The sequence below is a fragment of the Pantoea sp. X-Soil-MYKO-1289 genome, assembly GCF_059730625.1.
Genome location: NZ_AP036004.1, coordinates 1,901,807 through 1,921,541, shown reverse-complemented (window position 1 = coordinate 1,921,541; position 19,735 = coordinate 1,901,807). Strand labels below are relative to the sequence as shown.

The following is a 19,735-nucleotide window of genomic DNA, read 5'->3' as shown; positions in this document are numbered from 1 at the left end:
GGCGGGGAAGCAACCCGCCTTTTTCATGGACGAAAAATATGACTTCAAACCTGACTATATGGCCATTCATCAGTAACGCCATCGTCCTGCTCGGCGTTATCGTCGCTACATGCGCCATCTTCTATAACGTGCGCACAGCCAAGAAAAAGGAGACCGCAAAATTTTTATTTGAAAGCCGCCAGGATAAGGATTACATGGAATCCTTACACGTTCTTAAAAAAGTAAATCGTTCGGGTAAGTCTTTTCGTTCATATATTTTTCCGCGAGAAGGTAAAATCATTACAGAAAAAGAGAAGCTTGAGCGGCGCAAGCTACAATATATTTTAAACTTTTATGAGAGAGTCGCCGTCAGTATTCGCGAAGGGATATATGATGAGCAGATGATTAAGAGAACCTCTTTCACCACTGTTATTCAGGCATGGGATATCGCGGAGCCCCTGATTAAGGCGATTAGAGAGCATATTCACTCAGAGACGACATATCAGGAATTTGAGTGGCTGGTCACGCGCTGGAAGCAGCATCCTTTACGGAAAAAATAGCCCGGCGAGAAATATAATAAAAGCCGCATTAGCGGCTTTTTATGTTCACACGGATGTACCCGCTTTGCGGCAGATATTATCAGGCTTTGGGACGCGTCAGAAAAACCAGCGTGCCGATAATGATATCGCCCACGACCCAGAGGATCCCCAGCATCATCGCGCCCATGCCTGCGCCTAACGCCGCGCCCGCGCGTTCTGCATCGGAAGCCGCATTATTGATCACGTCTCCGCTCGCGCCCATACCGGCGAAAATAGAATAGATCATCAGCAGGTTAAACAGGATAAATACGATCTTAACGATTTTCCCAAACAGCGTTCGCTTCGGTTTTTTTACCTGATGCCCGCATGAAGGACACTTAAAAGCGGAATCGCTGACGTCCGACTTGCATTCCGGACAGTTGATTAAGGCCATTTCTCTCTCCATAGATACAAAATAATCAGACGGAAAAATACGCTTTTTCTGCATTATCAATCGGATAAAAAAACCATCATTTCGCCGGATGCTTTTGCTATAGCGTGGGTTCGTCTGTTGCGGCTGGAGAGAAAAACCTTATGGCAGGGATCGGGTGCGCCGCGCGGCGGGCATAAAAAAAGCCGCTTTTAGCGGCTTTTTTTGCACAGGTCTTCGATGGCATCCGGTTCCAGCACCGGCGCGCACTCGGTTTCATTGCCTTTCTTCAGCTCTTCGAGCGCGTCGGCGACGGTGCGTTTTTCCAGCACGTCGAGCGAGGCCTGCTCGGCTTCATCGGCGATCGATTTGAAGTACCAGCAGAGATTGGCGCTGACCAGACAGCGAGGCGCGACGTCCGGACGCGACGCCCAGAGCTTTTTGTCCTCAATCACCGAGGTATAAATATCGCGCAGCGTGATTTCGCTGGCCGGACGCCCCAGATGAATCGAACCGGTGCGGCCAAGCGTCGAGACGATAATGCCGTCGCGGGTGAGCGGAACCATCAGCTTACGGATGAAACTGGGATTCGCCTCAAGGCCGTATGCCAGAATGGCGCTGGTCGAGCGTTTACCCATTTGCTCCGCCATCGCTACGCTAAGAACCATTTGCAAAGCTGTCGGGAAGCGGTAATCAAGCATTTCATTATCCTGAGTTGCGGTGCATCTTATTGTTTTATTGCCGCGTAAGTGAACATTCAGTGAGCAATAAATATAACAAACACTGTTGCTTTTTAGAAGCAAGGCGACGGCGCCAGGGCACGTATTCATTAAAACCCGGCAGCCGACAGCACAAGCTGTTCAGCCCGCGCCGCGCCAGCTTCCGCCCTGCCCTTAAAGCGCCGCTGGCGGCGCCGACGGCAGCCGATTTTTTAGCAGCATCACCAGCGCCACGTTAAGCAGCGCCAGCGCGCAAAGCATCCACAGCGTAGCGGACGCGCCGAAGGTTTCAAACAGATATCCGCCCGCCAGAGGCGTCAGCGCCTGACCGATAAGCGCCGGGCGCGCCATTCTGCCAACGACTACGGCATACGCCTCCGGTTTGACCATCGCCAGCGGTAAAGTTCCGCGCACGATGGCGCGCAGGCCATTTCCTGCACCGTAAAGCACCATGCTGAGCAGCGCAAGCTGCGGGAATAGCGCCAGCGACAGCAGGCCGAGCGCCACCAGTCCCACCGAGAAAAAGGCGGTCCAGATGGGATGGCCGCGTTTAAACAAAATATCGACGACGCGCGATCCCACCTGACATGGCCCCAGAATGGCGCTGAGCCCCAGCGCGGCAGCCAGCGTGTAGCCGCTCGCCTGCAGCAAAGCGATCAGCTGTACCGAGATTGCCGTCATGATCACCGAGGCGAGCGTAAAAATGGCGCACAGCAGCCAGAACAGCGACGGCGCGATATCGCTCTGCGGCACAGGCGCCGTCGCCGCTTTCGGCTTCAGCACCGCCGCTTTATCCGGCAGCGCGTAAAAATAGGCGGGCAGCACCAGCAGTAGCATCATGGCGGCGATAGCGAAACAGGCGCCGCGCCAGTCAAGCAGGTGAATCAGCAGCGCGGTGCCGGGCCACACCAGCGAGGTGCAAAAGCCGGAAATCAGCGTAATGCTGGTAATGGCGCTGCGCGCCTGGCTGCCGTAGCGCGTGCCCAGCGTGGCGAACAGCGCGTCATAGAGTCCCATCGCCATGCCGACGCCGATCACTACCCAGGCGGCAAGAAACAGCGGCAGCGAATGGCTTAAGCCCATTATCGCAAGCCCGATCGCCATCACCGCCCCGCTCAGCGCCAGCAGCAGCCGGCCGCCGGTGCGCGCGATAATGCGTCCGCTCAGCGGCGCCAGCAGGCCGGAAACCAGAATGCCGAGCGACAGCGCGCCGTAGACCCACTGCTGCGACCAGCCGGTTTCCGCGACGATCGGCGCCGCCATGACCGCCATCAGATAAAACGAGCCGCCCCAGGAGAGTATCTGCACCAGCCCTAGCACCACTACCGCCAGCACGCCGGGTTTATTCCGTTGATTCACATCCGTTACCCTTTTGTACAGTAGCGACTTTTATAACATGTTATGAGATAAGGAAAAAACCGAAACGGTGCCGCTCGCCCCGCTTTGCCTGCTTAGCCGTCAGGCCGCACGGTTTATTTAATTAATCTCTTTAAGTATGCTGTAACTAATAGAACAGATTGCACGCAGCGCCACTCTCTGTCACATTAAGGTATGTTGTAACTATGAGGAGCACTGATGCGTTACGATCTGATTTCCGACCTGCATGACTGCGCCAACCGCCTCGAACAGTCACTGGGCGAGCTGCGCGAGATGATTATGGCGCAGCCGCTGCTAATCGCGCGGGTGTTCTCGCTGCCGCCGATAGAAAAAGGCCACGAACATGACGCCGTGACCGAAATCGCCGTTGAGCAGCACCTGGGCGAAGCCGCGCGCGAGATGGCGCTGGCGCACTTCTGTCGGCTTTTTATGCAGCATCAGTCAGAAAAGCTGAGCACCAAAGCGGCCGTTCGCCTGCCCGGCGCTCTCTGCATTGAAGCCGAGGGCGAACGCGAAACCGCCCTTATCGACCAGATCGCGCTGGTGAATCAATATAAAGCGCGGCTGGAGCAGATCATCACGGTGGAATCGGGCCTGCCGAGCGAGGCGCGCTTTGAGTTCGTGCACCAGCATCTGCGCGGCCTGATTACCCTTAACGCCTATCGCACCATTCCCCTGCTGCAGGCGCCGGACAGCCTGCGTTTCGGCTGGGCCAACAAGCATGTGATTAAAAACGTCAAGCGCGAAGAGATTATCGCGCAGCTGGAAAAGAGCCTCAGCGCCAGTCGCGCGCAGGCGCCCTGGACGCGTGAGCAGTGGGCGGAAAAAGTGCAGGATGAGCTGGAGAGCGTGCGCGCCCTGCCCGCCACCGCGCGGCTGAAGATCAAGCGCCCGGTGAAGGTGCAGCCGATCGCGCGCGTCTGGCGCGCCGACGAGAAAAAACAGACGCAGCTCGCCTGTCCGTCGCCGATCGTCGTGCTGTGTCGCGACCGCAGCCAGGTGCCGGTGCTGGGCGAACTGCTGAACTACAACGCGGATAACGTGCAGCACCGCTATAAGCCGGCGGCGCAGCCGCTCAACCTGCTGATCCCGCGGCTGCACCTGTGGGTCGACTGTCCGATATAACGAAAAAAGGCCAGCAGCGCTGGCCTTGTATTACGACGGCGGATTACGCCTTCATGCTGCCGACCATCTCTTCCGGCCGCACCCAGGCGTCAAACTCCTCTTCGGTAAGATAGCCCAGCTTCAGCGCCGAGCCTTTCAGCGTCAGCCCCTCTTTATGCGCCTTCTTGGCAATTTCGGCCGCTTTGTCGTAGCCGATATGGGTATTCAGCGCGGTCACCAGCATCAGCGACTCATTGAGCAGCTGCGAAATGCGGTCGCGGTTCGGCTCGATGCCGACGGCGCAGTGGTGGTTAAAGCTGTCCATGCCGTCAGCCAGCAGGCGCACCGACTGCAGGAAGTTGTGGATCACCATCGGCCGGAAGACGTTCAGCTCGAAATTGCCTGACGCGCCGCCGATATTGATCGCCACGTCGTTACCCATGACCTGGCAGCAGAGCATGGTCATCGCTTCGCACTGGGTCGGGTTGACCTTGCCCGGCATGATAGAGCTGCCCGGCTCGTTTTCCGGAATGGAGAGTTCGCCGATGCCGCAGCGCGGGCCTGACGCCAGCCAGCGCACGTCGTTGGCGATCTTCATCAGCGAGGCCGCCAGCCCTTTCAGCGCGCCGTGCGCATGCACCAGCGCATCGGTGGTCGCCAGCGCCTCGAACTTGTTCGGCGCGGTAACGAACGGCTGCCCGGTCAGCTCGGCCAGCGCTTTCGCCACGCGCACCGCATACTCAGGATGGGTATTCAGCCCGGTGCCGACGGCGGTGCCGCCCAGCGCCAGTTCGGCGACGTGAGGAATGCTCTGCTCGATATGCTTAAGATTATGCTCCAGCATCGCCACCCAGCCGGAGATTTCCTGGCCCAGGGTCAGCGGCGTCGCATCCTGCAGATGGGTGCGGCCGATCTTGACGATATCCTGAAAGGCGCTGGACTTCTCGCTCAGGGTTTTCTTCAGCGAGTCAATCTGCGGGATCAGTTTTTCGCGCAGCGCGATCACCGCCGCCACGTGCATTGCGGTCGGGAAGACGTCGTTAGAACTCTGGCTTTTGTTGACGTCGTCGTTGGGATGCACCAGGCGCGACATGCCGCGTTCGCCGCCGAGGATCTCGCTGGCGCGGTTGGCCAGCACCTCGTTCATGTTCATATTGGTCTGGGTACCGGAGCCGGTTTGCCAGATCGCCAGCGGGAACTCGCCGCTGTGCTGGTCCGCCAGCACCTCGTCGGCGGCTTTAACAATGGCGTCCGCGCGTTCAGCCGGCAGCAGGCCGAGATCGCGGTTGACGGTGGCGGCGGCGCGCTTGGTCTGCGCCAGCGCGTAGACCAGCTCGGTAGGCATTTTTTCTGTCGAGATACGGAAGTGTTCCAGCGAGCGCTGCGTTTGCGCGCCCCATAACTTGTCTGCGGGTACATCAATGGGCCCCATTGAATCTTTTTCAATGCGCGTGGCTGCCATGTCTACGTCTCCTTTAGCACAGGTTGTGGTGATTGGTCGCCCAGCGCGGGAAGAACACTGGACGCGCAGAATTCTTACATACAAGAATTTAACATTATGCGAGTCTGACGCGCTGTTTGCACTTCATATGTATTATCGCCGCCATTTTCTGCTTTAATAGGCGCAATAACTTCCCGTGATTAAAGGGTTAATTATGCAAAAAATGGTCAATTCGCTGCAAAATTACGCATGGGGCAGCAGAACCGCCTTAACGGAACTCTACGGCATCGCCAATCCCAGCGGCGCGCCGATGGCGGAGCTGTGGATGGGCGCGCATCCCAAAAGCCCTTCTCAGGTCGAGATCAAGGGCGAGCGGCGCTCGCTGCGCGACGTCATCAACGCCGCGCCCGAGGAGACGCTGGGCTATGCGGTGGCAAAACGCTTTGGCGAACTGCCTTTCCTGTTTAAGGTGCTGTGCGCCGAACAGCCGCTGTCGATTCAGGTTCATCCCAGCAAAAGCGCGGCGGAAGAGGGTTTCGCACGCGAGAACGCTGCGGGCGTCCCGCTCAACGCGCCGGAGCGCAACTATAAAGACGCCAACCATAAGCCGGAGCTGGTCTACGCGCTGACCCCTTTTCAGGCGATGAACGGCTTTCGCGAGCTGCCGGAGATCGCTTCGCTGCTGCAGCCGGTGGCGGGCGCGCATCCGCAGATCGCCCACTTTTTGCAGCACCCCGACAGCGATAATCTGGCAACGCTGTTCACCACCCTGCTCTCGCTGCAGGGCGAAGCGAAGTCGCTGGCGCTGGGCGTGCTGAAAGCCGCGCTCAACGCGCGCGACGGCCAGCCGTGGGAGACCATTAAGGCGATCGCGGCGGATTACCCGGACGACAGCGGACTGTTTTCGCCGCTGCTGCTGAACGTGATTACGCTGCAGCCGGGCGAAGCGATGTTCCTTTACGCCGAAACGCCGCACGCCTACCTCAACGGCGTGGCGCTGGAGGTGATGGCCAACTCCGATAACGTGCTGCGCGCCGGCCTGACGCCGAAATATATTGATATTCCCGAGCTGCTCGCCAACGTCAAATTTCAGTCAAAACCGGCCTCGCAGCTGCTGACCCAGCCGCAACAGCAGGACCGCGTCCTGAACTTCCCGATTCCGGTGGAGGATTTCGCTTTCGCCATTCACGCGCTGGACAGCGAACCGCAGCCCCTCTCGCAGGAGAGCGCGGCGATCCTGTTTTGCATCGAAGGCGAGGCGACGCTGACGCTGGGCCAGCAGCAGCTGACGCTGCGGCCGGGAGAATCCTGCTTTGTTTCCGCCAGTGACGGCGCGCTGAAAGCTACCGGAAGCGGCCGCCTGGCGCGCGTTTTTAACGCATTACGCTGATTCGGCTGACGGAACTGGCCCTAACTGCTATTATTTCAACCTATTAGCGAAAAACGCCTGCGGGCGTTTTTTTTCCCTCGCCGGACGTCGGACAGCGGCGTAAGCGGACACAAGGATAAGGACGACTCAGCAATGAAAAAGACCAACGTTGCCGTAGGTGTGATTATCGCCCTGGGCGTAATCTGGACCGGCGCGGCATGGTTTACCGGTAAGCAGCTGGAAAGCCATATGGATGAACTGGTGCAGAACGCCAATACCCAGCTCAACGCCCTGGCGCCCAACAGCCGCCTCAAGCTCAGCTATCAGGATTACCAGCGCGGCGTCTTCAGCAGCAAGGCGAAGCTGGTGCTGCAGGCCAACTCGCAGACAGAAGATAACGCGTTCCTGAAGCCCGGCCAGAGCATCGTTTTTAACGAAACCATCGATCACGGCCCCTTCCCGTTCGCCCAGCTGCGTCGCTTTACGCTGATCCCAAGCATGGCGTCGGTGCACACCGAGCTGGAAAATACCGATGCGCTGAAAAACCTGTTCGCCCTGACCGACAATAAATCGCCGGCGAATGCGGATACCCGCATCGGCTATAGCGGCGCCACCGATACCGCCCTGCACTTTTTGCCGGTTAATTATCAGAATGCGCAGACCGGCCAGCGCGTCGCGACCAACGGCGGCACGCTTAACGTCAGCGCGGACAGCAAAGGCGATAAGGTCTCAGTAGACAGCGATATCGACAGCATCGCCATCACCAGCAAAAATGAAATGGGCATGCCGGTGCTGTTTACCGCTAACGGCGTGAAGGTGAGCGGCAATACACACCTGACGCCGGAAGGCGTGCGCATCGGCGATCAGAAAGTCGAGCTGGAGAAATTTAACGCCAGCGTTAACGGCAAGGATGCGCTGACGCTGCAAAAGCTCAACGGCACCTCATCGTTTGATAACAAAGCGGGCAAAATCAGCGGCAATATCGACTATCGCGTCGATAACGTGCACCTGCAGAATAACGATTTCGGCGAAGCGAAGCTGAGCATGAAGCTGGCGCAGTTCGACGCCCAGGCGGTGAAAGCCTTCTCCGATAACTACCACGCGCAGATGCAGGACCTGCTGAATCAGCCGGGCCTCGCCAACGATCCGATTCGCTATCAGGCCGGCGTCAACACCATTCTGATGAATAACCTGCCGACGCTGCTGAAAGGCGCGCCGATGGTCAGCATCGCGCCGCTGAGCTGGAAAAACGAGAAAGGCGAAAGCACCTTTAACCTCACCGCTAACTTCAACGATCCCGCCACCGTTACCGGACAGCCGCAAAATCTCTCCGGCATGGTGGATCGCGTGCTGAAGAGCTTATCGGCCAAACTGGTGATCAATATGCCGATGGCGACCGAAGTAATGCGCAACGTCGGCCTGGCCGAAGGTTATACCGGCGACGACGCGCAGAAGCTGGCGGATCAGCAGGTGAAAGGTCTGGCGGCGATGGGACAGATGTTCCGTCTGACCCAGCAGCAGGATAACAATATCGTCACCAGCCTGCAGTACAACGGCGGCCAGGTGAACATGAACGGCGACACCATGACGCTGGAGCAGTTTATGTCGCGCTATATGCTCGGCCTGCCCACCAGCGAAGGCATGCCGCAGTAAGCGTAAGCGGTAAAAAGGCAAAAGCGACCTCTGGGTCGCTTTTTTATTTCCTGTCGCCGCCGATAAGGCTCGGCGTCAAAATCATGTGCTGGCTGGCGGTCTCCGGCGCGCTAAGCCGCAGCAGGATGCGCGCCGCCGCGGCGCGGCCCATCTCCCGCGCCGGGCTGCAGATAAAGGTGAGCGGCGGATCGCTCAGGTTCGCCTGAGGCTCGTCGCTGAAACCCACCAGCGCCATCTGCTGCGCGTAATAGCTGTCAACCGCGCCCTGACCCAGCGAGCGCCCGCTGCGCAGCAGCGCAAAGTAGCCGCCCAGCGCGGTGGCGGCGTTGGCGGCGATAATGGCGGTCAGCCGCGGATGGCGCTGCAGCAGCTGCGTGGTCGCCTCGGCCGCCGCTTTCTGACTCTCTTCGCACTCGATAATCCACTCCGGCTTAAAAGGCAGGCCGTACTGCAGCAGCGTGGCGCAGTAGCCGCCGATGCGCTCGGCACGCGTCAGCGACGCGCCGCTGCCGCCCAGCCAGGCAATATGCTGGTGTCCCTGACGGATGAGATATTCCGTCGCCATGCGCGCGCCCAGCGCGTTGTCGGGCCGCAGGCTGTCCGTCCCCTCCAGATAGCTGGCGCGCGAGGCGCAGATCAGCGGCAGGCCAAGCTCGGCGGCGCGCGTCGCCAGCGCCGCGCCGTTGCCCGCATCGCCGCCCAGTACCACGCCGTCGACGCCCTGCGCCACCAGCGACTCGAAGCAGCGCGCCAGATGCTGACCCTGCGCGCCGCTCTGGGTCAGCACCAGCATCTTGTCCTGCGCCTCCAGCGCCTCGCTGAGTCCGGCCGTCATCTCAGCATAAAAGCGCTGGCTCAAATCCCTGACGATCAGGCCGATTACGCCGCTGGCGCCGCCGCGCAGCGCCGCCGCCGTGCGGTTACGCACATAACCCGACTGCTCGATCGCCTCATTGACCCGCGCCGCCGTGGCGGGCGAGATGCGGCCTTTGCCGGAAAGCACCAGCGAAACGGTGGTGACGGAGACGCCAGCCGCCTCGGCGACGTCGTTGATGGTGATTTTTTGCTGCGACATGTTGCACGCCTGCGGAAAGCTCCTGTATGCCGGTATCATATAGGTAAAACGTTAAACCCGCCGAATAAACTTAACCTTTCAGCACCAGCGAACAGTGTGACAGGCCGCTCAAAACACGATGGTAAAACGTTTTATCATCTTTTCACCTCGATCTGCTGTTACTTTCTTTCCAGGAGAAAATATGTCCGCTCCACTTCCGCGCCTGTCGCTCTGGGAGTTTTTTCAGAGTCTGGGCAAGACCTTTATGCTGCCCGTCGCCCTGCTGTCGTTTTGCGGCATTATGCTCGGCATCGGCAGCTCGCTCAGCAGCCGCGACGTGCTGACGCTAATCCCGCTGCTCGACCAGCCGCTGCTGCAGCATCTGTTTGTCTGGATGGCGGCCACCGGCGCCTTCGCCTTCCGCTTTTTGCCGGTGATGTTCGCCATTGCCATCCCGCTCGGCATGGCGCGCGAGAATAAAGGCGTCGCCGCCTTCGCCGGGTTTGTCGGCTATACGGTGATGAACCTCAGCACCAACTTCTGGCTCACGATGAAAGGCATTTTGCCCACCAGCGACGCCGCACTGCTGAAGGCCAACAACGTGCAGTCGGTGCTGGGCATCCAGGCGATCGACACCGGTATTCTTGGCGCGGTGATTGTCGGCGTGGTGGTGTTCTGGCTGCATGAGCGCTTCCACACCATCCGGCTGCCGGACGCGCTGGCCTTTTTCGGCGGCACGCGTTTTGTTCCCATTATTACCCTGCTGGTTACCGGCCTGCTCGGCCTGGCGGTGCCGCTGATCTGGCCTTTCCTCGCGCGCGGCATCGCCGGTCTCGGCTGGATGATTAACGGCGCGGGCGACTTTGGCCCGATGCTGTTCGGCACCGGCGAACGCCTGCTGCTGCCGTTTGGATTGCAGCATATTCTGGTGGCGATTATTCGCTTTACCGACGCGGGCGGCACCATGGAGGTGTGCGGCAAAAGCGTCAGCGGCGCGCTGACCATTTTCCAGGCGCAGCTCGCCTGCCCGGAAGTGCAAGGCTTTTCAGAAAGCGCCACCCGCTTTCTCTCGCAGGGGAAAATGCCCGCCTTTCTCGGCGGCTTGCCGGGCGCGGCGCTCGCCATCTACCACTGCGCCAGGCCGGAGAATCGCCACAAGATTAAAGGCCTGCTGATTTCCGGCGTCGTGGCCTGCGTGGTCGGCGGCACCACCGAGCCGATCGAGTTCCTGTTTCTGTTCGTCGCGCCGGCGCTCTATCTGCTGCACGCGCTGCTCACCGGACTCGGCTTTACGCTGATGGCGGTGCTCGGCGTCACCATCGGCAATACCGACGGCAATATCATCGATTTTGTGGTGTTCGGCATTTTGCACGGCCTCGCCACTAAGTGGTACTGGGTGCCGGTCGCCGCCGCGCTGTGGTTCGCGGGCTACTATGCGCTATTCCGCTTCGCCATCATTCGCTTCAATATCGCCACGCCAGGGCGCGAAAAAGAGAGCGGCGTCGAGCGGCAGGTGAGCCGCGCCGGCGCAGGCAAATCGGGCTATAACGCGCCCGCCATCCTCGAGGCGCTGGGCGGCGTGGAAAATATCAGTTCGCTGGATAACTGCCTGACCCGCCTGCGCCTGCGCATCGTCGATATGAGCAAGGTGGATGACGCCGCGCTCAAGGCCAACGGCGCCATTGGCGTTGTGCATCTGAGCCCGGTTACGCTGCAGGTGGTGATCGGTCCTCAGGTGCAGTCCGTTAAAGACGAGCTGGCGTCGCTGATGAATGTGACGGTGTAACGCATATGACGCAAGATTTTAATTTTGACCAGCTTATCGACCGGCGCGGCAGCTACTGCACGCAGTGGGATTTTGTCGCCGATCGCTTCGGCGCGCCGGATCTGCTGCCGTTCACCATTTCGGATATGGATTTCGCCGTCGCGCCCGCTATTCGCGCGGCGCTGCAGCAGCGGCTCGACCACGGCGTGTTCGGCTATAGCCGCTGGCAGCATAGCGACTTTCTCTCGGCGATCGGCCACTGGATGCAGACGCGATTTAACACAGCGCTCGATGAGAGCACGCTGGTCTACGGGCCGTCGGTGATCTATATGGTGGCGCAGATGGTGCGCCGCTGGACCGCGCCAGGCGACGAAGTGCTGATCCATACCCCCGCCTATGACGCCTTTTACGCCTTGTTGACTGCCAGTCAACGCCAGATTCTGACGCAGCCGCTGCAGCGCGACGTCTGCGGCTGGCGCTGCGATATGCAGGCGCTGGAGCAGCAGCTCGCCCGGCCGCGCTGCAAAGTAATGCTGCTCTGCAGCCCGCACAACCCTACCGGCAAGGTCTGGACGCGCGACGAGCTGACGCAGATGGCGGCGCTGTGCGAGCGTTATCAGGTACGCGTAATCAGCGATGAAATCCATATGGATATGGTTATGGCTGATGTTGTGCATTTGCCCTGGAGCGAAGTGGCGCGCAGCGACTGGGCGCTGTTCTCCTCGGCATCAAAGAGCTTTAACGTGCCGGCGCTGACCGGCGCATGGGGAGTCATTCCCGACCCTGCCGATCGCCAGGCGTTGCTGCACCAGATGAAAGCGGCGGACGGCCTCTCTTCCCCTGCGGTTCTCGCCGTCGCGGCGCACATCGCCGCCTATCGCCACGGCGCGGCCTGGCTTGACGCGCTGCGCGACTATCTGCGGGCGAATATGCAGTGGCTGGCGCAGCGGCTCAACGGCGCCTTTCCGCAGCTTGGCTGGCAGCCGCCGCAGGCGACCTATCTGGCGTGGATCGATCTCAACCCGCTCGGCGTCGACGAGGCGGCGCTACAGCAGCAGCTTATCCAGCGGCAGAAGGTGGCGATAATGCCCGGCTCGACCTACGGCGACGCCAGCCGGGGCTTTCTGCGTCTTAACGTCGGCTGTCCGCGCAGCAAGCTGGAGGATGGCGTGGGCCGCCTGATTGCGGCGCTGCACGCGCTCGGAGTCTGACAGCGGGCGGCTGAACAGCCGCCCTTTCGCTTACTATCCCAGCAGTTGCGGCGCGGGTTGCGCAAAGGACTCGCTATGTTGCGCACGTTGTTTCTATAATGGTCTGCACTTTTATTCCTGTCAGAGAGTGCAGCATGTTCGATTCCAGCCTTCCCGTTACCGATATCCATCGCCATCTTGACGGCAACATCCGCGCGCAAACCATTCTGGATTTAGGCCGCCAGTTTAACCTCGCCCTGCCCGCCACTACGCTGGAAGCGCTGCGTCCTCACGTTCAGGTCGTGGAAAACCAGCCCGATCTGGTGAGCTTCCTGAATAAGCTCGACTGGGGCGTTAAGGTGCTGGGCGATCTCGACGCCTGCCGCCGCATCGCGCTGGAAAATGTGGAAGATGCGGCGCGCGCCGGCATCCACTACGCCGAGCTGCGCTTCTCGCCGGGCTATATGGCGATGAACCATAACCTGCCGGTGGCGGGCGTGGTGGAAGCGGTTATTGACGGAATTAAAGCGGGCTGCCAGAAATATAACGTCGACGTGCGCCTGATCGGCATTATGAGCCGCACCTTCGGCGACGAAGCCTGCCTGCGCGAGCTGGAAGGCTTGCTGGCGCACCGAGATCATATCACCGCCGTCGATCTGGCGGGCGACGAGCTGGGCTTTCCCGGCAGCGAGTTCCTGAGCCACTTTACTCAGGCGCGCGACGCCGGTTTCCGCGTCACGGTGCATGCGGGCGAAGCGGCCGGCCCGGAGAGCATCTGGCAGGCGATCCGCGAGCTGGGCGCCGAGCGTATCGGCCACGGCGTGAAGGCGATTGAAGACCGCGCGCTGATGGATTTTCTCGCCGAGCACCGCATCGGCATCGAGTCCTGCCTCACCTCCAATATTCAGACCAGCACCGTCTCCTCGCTGGCGCACCATCCGCTGAAACAGTTCCTGGAGCACGGCATCCTGGCGACCATCAACACCGACGATCCGGCGGTTCAGGGGATTGAGCTGGCGCACGAGTATCAGCACGCCGCGCCCGCCGCCGGGCTGAGCGCCGCGCAGATCCGCCAGGCGCAGGAGAACGGTTTGACCATCGCCTTCCTGAGCGACGCCGAGAAAACCGCTATCCGCAATAAAGTGCAGGCGTAAAAAAAGGCCGCAAAGGCGGCCTCACTATCTCAGGGCCAGCATCGCTCTGGCCTTTTGTGTGTCACTTCAGCGAGAGCGTCTGGCGCTTCTCCGCCGACTGCAGGCCCAGCTCGATCAGCTCCATCACCTGGATCGCCTCTTCCGCCGTCACCGGGTTATTGCCGCGCCCGCTGATCGCGTCGCGCACCGCCGCATAATAGGCGGGATAGTTGCCCGGCTGCGTCATCAGCGTCTCTTCCTTGACGCCTTCGCCGTCGGCCAGCGTCAGCACGCCGTCGCGCATATCGTAGCCCCAGTCCTCGGCCGGCGGGAAATCGCCCGACTTAAGCCGGTCTTCCTGCGGGTCCAGACCATATTTCACGTAGCTGCCGCGCGTGCCGTGCAGCACATAACGCGGCGACTCGGCCGCCACCAGCATGCTGGCGTGCAGCACCACGCGACGCTGCGGATAGGTCAGCGTGGCGTGGAAGTAGTCGGTGGTCTGCGCGCCAGGACGCATCTCCGCCATATCGACGTTGATGGCGACCGGCGCGCCGAACAGCTGCAGCGCCTGATCGAGCAGATGCGGCCCCAGATCGTACCAGATGCCGCTGCCGGCGCCTTTCATCTCGCGCCAGCGCTGACGCACTTCGGGGCGGAAGCGATCGAAATGCGATTCAAAATAGCGCGCTTCGCCCAGCGTGCCCTCTTTCAGCAGCTGTTTCAGGGTCAGAAAATCGCTGTCCCAGCGGCGGTTGTGGAAGACGGAAAGCAGCAGGCCTTTAGCCTTCGCCAGCGCGTCCAGCTCGCGCGCCTGTGACAACGTCACGGTAAAGGGTTTATCCACCACCACATGCTTGCCGGCGTTCAGCGCAGCTTTGGCCAGCGGAAAGTGGGTATCGTTGGGCGTCGGGATCACGATCAGCTGCAGCGACGGGTCCTCTAACAGCGCCTGAGGATCGGCCACCACTTTCACCTGCGGCCAGTCAGCGTGCACTTTCCCTTCGTCGCTACTGGAGATGGCGGCCAGCTCGACGTCCGGCGTGCCCGCAATCAGCGGCGCGTGAAACGTCTTGCTCGCGAAGCCGTACCCTATCAGTCCAACACGAAGTTTGTCGCTCATTATCACTCCTCTTATTCGCATACCCGACTGATTTAAGACCATAGCGTCGGTTAGAACAAGCAGGAATCCCCCGAAAAATCAGGAGATAGCACTCTGCGCCATCGGCCAGGGCGTTTCCGCGAACAAGGTATCCTGCGCATCCTGATTGCGACGGCGAAAATCGCTGGGGCTGACGCCGACCCGTTTGCGGAACACGCGTGAAAAGTAGAGCTGGTCGTCATAGCCTACTTCGCGCCCGACGCTGGCGATCGGCTCCTGCGTGGTTTGCAGCAGCAGCTTGGCGCGGATCACGCGCTGGTCTTCGCGCCAGCGCAGCAAATTGACGCCCATCTGTTCGCGGAACAGGTGCGCCAGGCGCGACGGCGACAGGCAGACGTGGCGAGCCACCTCTTCGATCTTCACTTCGCTGGCCAGATGGTTGGTGACGTACTGGCAGGCCTCGATGATGCGCGGGTCGCGCACCTGCTGATGGCTGCGCGGATCTTCCTCTACCGCACGCAGCAGCAGGCGCTCCAGCAGGTTCATCGCCAGCTCTTCGGCGAAGCGGCGGCCGGAATTATGGGTTTGCTCGATGCTGGCGAACAGGCGGTCGAACTCGGCGCGCAGCGTCTCGTTGAGATGCAGCCGCCCGACGCCTTCGCGCGCGTCCTGCCACTGCAGCCAGTCGTTCCAGTAGGCGCGCGGACGGAAGTAGACCCAGCGGTGATGCCACTCCGGACTGTCTGAGGCGCGCCCGTAGTAGTGCGGCGTTTTCGGCTGAAACAGCAGCATATCGCCCGGCAGGCAGTCAAAGCCGTTTTCGCCGTCGAACACCCGGCCCTTGCCTTTAATGGTGAGGTTGAGAATGAAGCCTTTCATGCCGTGCGGACGGTCAATAAAAAAATCGAGCGGACCGTCGGCCGTAATCGGCGTCAGCCCGGCGACCAGCCAGGCGTTGAAGGGATAACCGGGCAACAGAGGATTTTGCTGCGCCGCTGTGGATTCACGGTGGTACATAACGTCCTCACTCAGTCAGGGTTAAACAGAGCGCGGCGCCTGAGCGCCGCCCCTTTTTGCCGTCAGGCTTTATGCTTTTGTTTATAGCGGTCGAAAATCACCGCCGCTAACAGTATCAGACCACGCACCACGTACTGTGAGAATGGCGAGATATTGAGTAAATTCATCGCATTTTCAACGGTGCCGAGGATCAGCACCCCCGCCACCACATAGGAGATTTTGCCGATGCCGCCCTTCAGCGAGACGCCGCCCAGCACGCAGGCGGAGATCACCACCAGCTCATAGCCCAGCGAGGTCATCGGCTGGCCGCTGGTCATGCGCGAGGCGAGAATAATGCCCGCCGCCGCCGACACCAGCCCGGAGAGAATAAAGATGATGATGCGGGTGCGCACCACCGGCACGCCCGCCAGCCGCGCCGCCTCTTCGTTGCCGCCGATCGCCAGGGTGTTGCGGCCAAAGGTAGTTTTGTTGAGCAGGAAGCCGAAAATCAGCATGGTGGCGATGGTAAGCCAGATCGGCGCGGGCACGCCGAGCCAGTTGGCGAAGCCGAGGGTAAAGAAGCGCTCATCTTCGATGCCGACCGCTTTGCCGTCGGAGAAGATATAGGCCAGGCCGCGCACGATCTGCATGGTCGCCAGCGTGGTGATCAGGGCGTTGATTTTGAGACGCGCAATCACGAAGCCGTTGACGAAGCCGGTGGCGACGCCGATCAGCAGGCCGGCGAAGACGCCGATCCACAGGCTTTCGGTCATGTTGATCACCACCGCGGCGACCACGCCCGCGCAGGCGATCACCGAGGCGACCGAGAGATCGAAATCGCCAGAGGCGAGGCAGAACAGCATGCCGCACGCCACCATGCCCGACATCGACATCGCCAGGCCCAGCCCTTTCATATTGATAAAGGAGCCGAAATTAGGCACAAACAGGGCGCAGGCGACAAACAGCAGCGCGAACACCACCAGCATGCCGAAGTTATCCCAGATACGCCCGAAGCGCATGCCGCTGCGCTGCTGCACCGGCGGCGTACCTGAAGTTGTGGATGAAGACATAATATTTTCCTCTGTCAGGCCACAGCGGCCGCTTGGGTGGTTTTAGGCATCGCCAGGCTCAGCGTCTGCTGCTCCGTGGCGGCGTCATGCAGCAGTTCGCCGGCGATGGCGCCTTCGCGCATCACCAGGATGCGGTCGGCCAGGCCCATCACTTCCGGCAGATCGCTGGAGGCGAACAGCACCGCGATGCCTTTGCTCGCCAGCTGATAGATCAGGTTATAGATTTCATGCTTAGCGCCGACGTCGATGCCGCGCGTCGGCTCGTCCAGCAGGATCACCTTCATCTCTTCCGACAGCCAGCGGCCGAGAATCGCCTTCTGCTGGTTGCCGCCGGAGAGATTCATGATCAGCTGCCCGGCGTGCGGCGTTTTGATATTGAGCGAGCGAATATGGCTGTCGGCGTTGCGGGTCTCCCACTGATTTTGGATCAGGCAGCCGGCGGTCAGGTTGTGACGTCGCGCGCTGATATTGATGTTGTCGCGCACCGAGTGCACCGGGATGATCCCTTCGGCTTTACGGTCTTCCGGGCAGAGCATCACGCCGGCGCGGATGGCGTCGATCGGCTCGCGCAGCTTCAGCACCTCGCCGTCCAGCAGAATGCGGCCGCCGCGCAGCCGGGTCGCGCCGAAGATGCCTTTCATCAGCTCGCTGCGTCCGGCGCCCACCAGCCCGAACAGGCCGACGATTTCACCGGCGCGTACCTCAAGCGAGATGGGCTCGCGCACGCCCTTCGCCTCGACCTTCTCCAGCACCAGGCGCACCGGCCCGTGCGGACGCGGCGTATAGCCATAAATATCGCCAAGATTGCGTCCCACCATCGCCTGCACCAGATCGTCGTGATGGGTGTTGGCCATATCGGTAAAGGTGCGCACGTAGCGGCCATCTTTAAATACGGTAATGGCGTCGCTGAGGGCGAAGATCTCCTCCATGCGGTGCGAGACGTAGAGCACCACGCGCCCTTCCGCGCGCAGCTGGCGGATCACGCGGAACAGATTCTCGATTTCGCGCGCCGACAGCGAGCTGGTCGGCTCGTCAAAGGCGATAATGCGCGCGTTGCGCGCCAGCGCTTTGGCGATCTCCACCATCTGCCACTGGCCAAGCGAAAGATATTTCAGCGGCATATCAGGATCGATATCCATGCCGAGGTTTTTTAGCTGCAAACCCGCTTCGTAGCGCAGCAGCTTGCGGTTCACCAGGCCGCGCTTGTGCGGGATCTGACCGAGGTAGATGTTCTCCGCCACGCTCATCTCCGGCACCAGATGCAGCTCCTGGTAGATAATGGCGACGCCGGCATCCAGCGCCTCGCTGGTATGCTGAAAAGTGACCGGCTCCCCTTTAATGCGGATTTGGCCGCCGCTGGGCTGATAGCTGCCGCTGAGAATTTTCAGCAGCGTCGATTTGCCCGCGCCGTTCTCGCCCATCAGGGCGTGCACTTCGCCGCCGCGACAGTCGAACGAGATATCCTGCAGCGCCTTAACGCCGGGAAACGTCTTGCTGATGCCATGAAACGACAGAAAGGTTGGCTCGCTATTCATGGTAACTCCTCTGGTTTACCGTAAAGGTGCCGCCGCGCGGGCGGCGGCACGGTACGCGGGTTTACATCAACCCTTTCTTCGCCAGTTCGGTTTTGAAGTTGTCGCGGGTAATCAGCACCACGTCGGTGACTTCGGTGAATTTCGGCGGTTCAGCCCCTTTGCTCACCCACTCATAGAGCATCTGGCTGCTCTTGTAGCCGTGCACGTCCGGGCTGGGCAGCAGCGAGCCGTAGAAGCCGGTCGCTTTGTCTTTCGACAGTTCGCTGATGGCGTCGACGCCGTTGATGCCGATGCCGATCACGTCCGCCGCCTTAAAGCCCTGGCCTTCGGTGGCGCGCACGCCGCCCAGCACGGTGTTGTCGTTCATGCCGACGATCAGCCAGTGTTTCACTTCCGGATGCTGCACCAGCAGCGAGTTGCCGGCGTCAAAGGCGCCAGGGATATCGTTGGATTTGGTGGGCACCTGATAGATCTGCGCCGCCGGGAAACCGGCCGCTTTCAGCGCATCCATCGATCCGCCGGTGCGGCGGCGCGCGGTATCAAGCTCGTTGGCGGTAATCGCCATCACGCCGGTCTCTTTGGCGTTCCAGCCGCGCTTCTGCATCTCTTTATAGAGTTCCTGCCCCTGACGCTCGCCGATTTTGGTGGCGGCCATCATCACCAGCGGCACGCTCTCCATCGGCTTGCCTTTGGCGTTGACGAACTGGTCGTCGACGGCGATCACCTTCAGATCGTAGCCGCGCGCCTTGGCGACGATAGCGGAGCCGAGTTTGGGATCGGGCGTACAGATGACAAAGCCCTTCGCGCCGCTGGCGGCCAGGCTGTCGATGGCGTTAAGGGTCTTCTCGCCGTCGGGAATGGCGATTTTGATCACTTCAAAGCCTAAATCCTTGCCGGCCTTGTCCGCGAATTTCCATTCGGTCTGGAACCAGGGTTCTTCAGGCTGCTTAACGAGAAAACCCAGCTTCATGGTTTCGGCGATAGCGGAATGTGACATAACCGCTGCCAGGCCGATGGCCGCGAACGCTTTAGTGAATTTATGCATGATGCTCTCCGGAGCCAGGGTGTTTTTCCCTGCTGTTAACGAATCGGTGTAAACGCTACCAGTCAATTTTCTTTTTTGGGTACAGATGAAAATCAGCGCGTTAGACGTGCGAATGAGTAAAGCCTGTGCAAACGCTGGGCTAGTTGTAGCGGGAAAGGCGAGGAAAAATGTAGAGCGGTATCACACCCTGAAATCACGACAAAATGTTCCATATATTCAGCAATTTTAACCGACCGGCAACTTTTGTCGGCGATC

The 19,735-nt window shown here is 60.3% G+C and carries 17 protein-coding genes; 7 read left to right on the top strand and 10 right to left on the bottom strand.

Going from position 1 to position 19,735, the window contains the following annotated elements; genetic code table 11:
* Positions 1 to 38 precede the first annotated feature (38 nt).
* On the top strand, positions 39 to 539 hold the full coding sequence (locus AC6I7Z_RS09210) for a DUF4760 domain-containing protein (protein ID WP_497813957.1): 501 nt from the start codon (positions 39 to 41) through the stop codon (positions 537 to 539).
* A 79-nt stretch (positions 540 to 618) separates the two neighbouring features.
* Here the strand turns inward: AC6I7Z_RS09210 and AC6I7Z_RS09205 are convergent, their stop codons facing one another.
* The 3 genes from AC6I7Z_RS09205 to AC6I7Z_RS09195 all read right to left on the bottom strand — a co-directional run bounded on the left by AC6I7Z_RS09205 (position 619) and on the right by AC6I7Z_RS09195 (position 3,005).
* Positions 619 to 951 carry a TFIIB-type zinc ribbon-containing protein gene (locus tag AC6I7Z_RS09205; RefSeq protein WP_033789944.1) on the bottom strand — a complete coding sequence of 111 codons (333 nt, stop codon included), beginning with the start codon at positions 949 to 951 and terminating at the stop codon, positions 619 to 621.
* Between the two features lie 188 nt (positions 952 to 1,139).
* Entirely contained in the window at positions 1,140 to 1,628 is a 489-nt protein-coding gene (locus AC6I7Z_RS09200) for an RrF2 family transcriptional regulator (RefSeq protein ID WP_033747332.1), read from the bottom strand.
* 192 nt (positions 1,629 to 1,820) lie between these two features.
* Complete coding sequence (locus AC6I7Z_RS09195; protein ID WP_497813956.1) at positions 1,821 to 3,005, bottom strand: MFS transporter; 1,185 nt, start codon at positions 3,003 to 3,005, stop codon at positions 1,821 to 1,823.
* Positions 3,006 to 3,218: 213 nt separating this feature from the next.
* Between AC6I7Z_RS09195 and tus the strand changes: the two genes are divergently transcribed.
* Positions 3,219 to 4,148, top strand: coding sequence for a DNA replication terminus site-binding protein (tus, locus tag AC6I7Z_RS09190; protein ID WP_497815419.1), 930 nt, complete (start codon positions 3,219 to 3,221; stop codon positions 4,146 to 4,148).
* A 43-nt stretch (positions 4,149 to 4,191) separates the two neighbouring features.
* Here tus and fumC read toward each other — a convergent pair whose 3' ends face one another.
* On the bottom strand, positions 4,192 to 5,589 hold the full coding sequence (gene fumC / locus AC6I7Z_RS09185; RefSeq protein WP_497813955.1) for a class II fumarate hydratase: 1,398 nt from the start codon (positions 5,587 to 5,589) through the stop codon (positions 4,192 to 4,194).
* A 193-nt stretch (positions 5,590 to 5,782) separates the two neighbouring features.
* Here fumC and manA point away from each other — a divergent pair, with 193 nt between their 5' ends.
* Both manA and AC6I7Z_RS09175 read left to right on the top strand, forming a co-directional pair.
* A complete protein-coding gene (gene manA / locus AC6I7Z_RS09180; RefSeq protein ID WP_497813954.1) occupies positions 5,783 to 6,958 on the top strand; it encodes a mannose-6-phosphate isomerase in 1,176 nt (391 codons plus the stop codon).
* A 132-nt stretch (positions 6,959 to 7,090) separates the two neighbouring features.
* Positions 7,091 to 8,590, top strand: a complete 1,500-nt coding sequence (locus AC6I7Z_RS09175) for a YdgA family protein (RefSeq protein ID WP_497813953.1) — start codon at positions 7,091 to 7,093, stop codon at positions 8,588 to 8,590.
* Positions 8,591 to 8,633: 43 nt separating this feature from the next.
* On the opposite strand, the gene malI is transcribed toward AC6I7Z_RS09175, so the two are convergent.
* The gene (gene malI, locus AC6I7Z_RS09170; RefSeq protein WP_497813952.1) at positions 8,634 to 9,665 is read right to left on the bottom strand and encodes a Mal regulon transcriptional regulator MalI; all 1,032 of its coding nucleotides are present in this window, start codon (positions 9,663 to 9,665) and stop codon (positions 8,634 to 8,636) included.
* Between the two features lie 181 nt (positions 9,666 to 9,846).
* On the opposite strand from malI, the gene malX reads away from it, so the two are divergent.
* The 3 genes from malX to add all read left to right on the top strand — a co-directional run bounded on the left by malX (position 9,847) and on the right by add (position 13,753).
* The gene (gene malX / locus AC6I7Z_RS09165) at positions 9,847 to 11,430 is read left to right on the top strand and encodes a maltose/glucose-specific PTS transporter subunit IIBC (RefSeq protein ID WP_497813951.1); all 1,584 of its coding nucleotides are present in this window, start codon (positions 9,847 to 9,849) and stop codon (positions 11,428 to 11,430) included.
* 5 nt (positions 11,431 to 11,435) lie between these two features.
* The gene (locus AC6I7Z_RS09160; protein WP_497813950.1) at positions 11,436 to 12,620 is read left to right on the top strand and encodes a MalY/PatB family protein; all 1,185 of its coding nucleotides are present in this window, start codon (positions 11,436 to 11,438) and stop codon (positions 12,618 to 12,620) included.
* Positions 12,621 to 12,754: 134 nt separating this feature from the next.
* Complete coding sequence (gene add / locus AC6I7Z_RS09155) at positions 12,755 to 13,753, top strand: adenosine deaminase (RefSeq protein ID WP_497813949.1); 999 nt, start codon at positions 12,755 to 12,757, stop codon at positions 13,751 to 13,753.
* Positions 13,754 to 13,814: 61 nt separating this feature from the next.
* On the opposite strand, the gene AC6I7Z_RS09150 is transcribed toward add, so the two are convergent.
* From AC6I7Z_RS09150 to AC6I7Z_RS09130, 5 genes are all read right to left on the bottom strand, one after another.
* Complete coding sequence (locus tag AC6I7Z_RS09150) at positions 13,815 to 14,855, bottom strand: oxidoreductase (RefSeq protein ID WP_497813948.1); 1,041 nt, start codon at positions 14,853 to 14,855, stop codon at positions 13,815 to 13,817.
* A 78-nt stretch (positions 14,856 to 14,933) separates the two neighbouring features.
* Entirely contained in the window at positions 14,934 to 15,851 is a 918-nt protein-coding gene (gene araC / locus AC6I7Z_RS09145; protein WP_497813947.1) for an arabinose operon transcriptional regulator AraC, read from the bottom strand.
* 62 nt (positions 15,852 to 15,913) lie between these two features.
* The gene (gene araH / locus AC6I7Z_RS09140) at positions 15,914 to 16,900 is read right to left on the bottom strand and encodes an L-arabinose ABC transporter permease AraH (RefSeq protein WP_497813946.1); all 987 of its coding nucleotides are present in this window, start codon (positions 16,898 to 16,900) and stop codon (positions 15,914 to 15,916) included.
* A gap of 14 nt (positions 16,901 to 16,914) precedes the next feature.
* On the bottom strand, positions 16,915 to 18,435 hold the full coding sequence (gene araG / locus AC6I7Z_RS09135; protein ID WP_497813945.1) for an L-arabinose ABC transporter ATP-binding protein AraG: 1,521 nt from the start codon (positions 18,433 to 18,435) through the stop codon (positions 16,915 to 16,917).
* 61 nt (positions 18,436 to 18,496) lie between these two features.
* Positions 18,497 to 19,480 carry an arabinose ABC transporter substrate-binding protein gene (locus AC6I7Z_RS09130; protein WP_497813944.1) on the bottom strand — a complete coding sequence of 328 codons (984 nt, stop codon included), beginning with the start codon at positions 19,478 to 19,480 and terminating at the stop codon, positions 18,497 to 18,499.
* Positions 19,481 to 19,735: the final 255 nt, after the last annotated feature.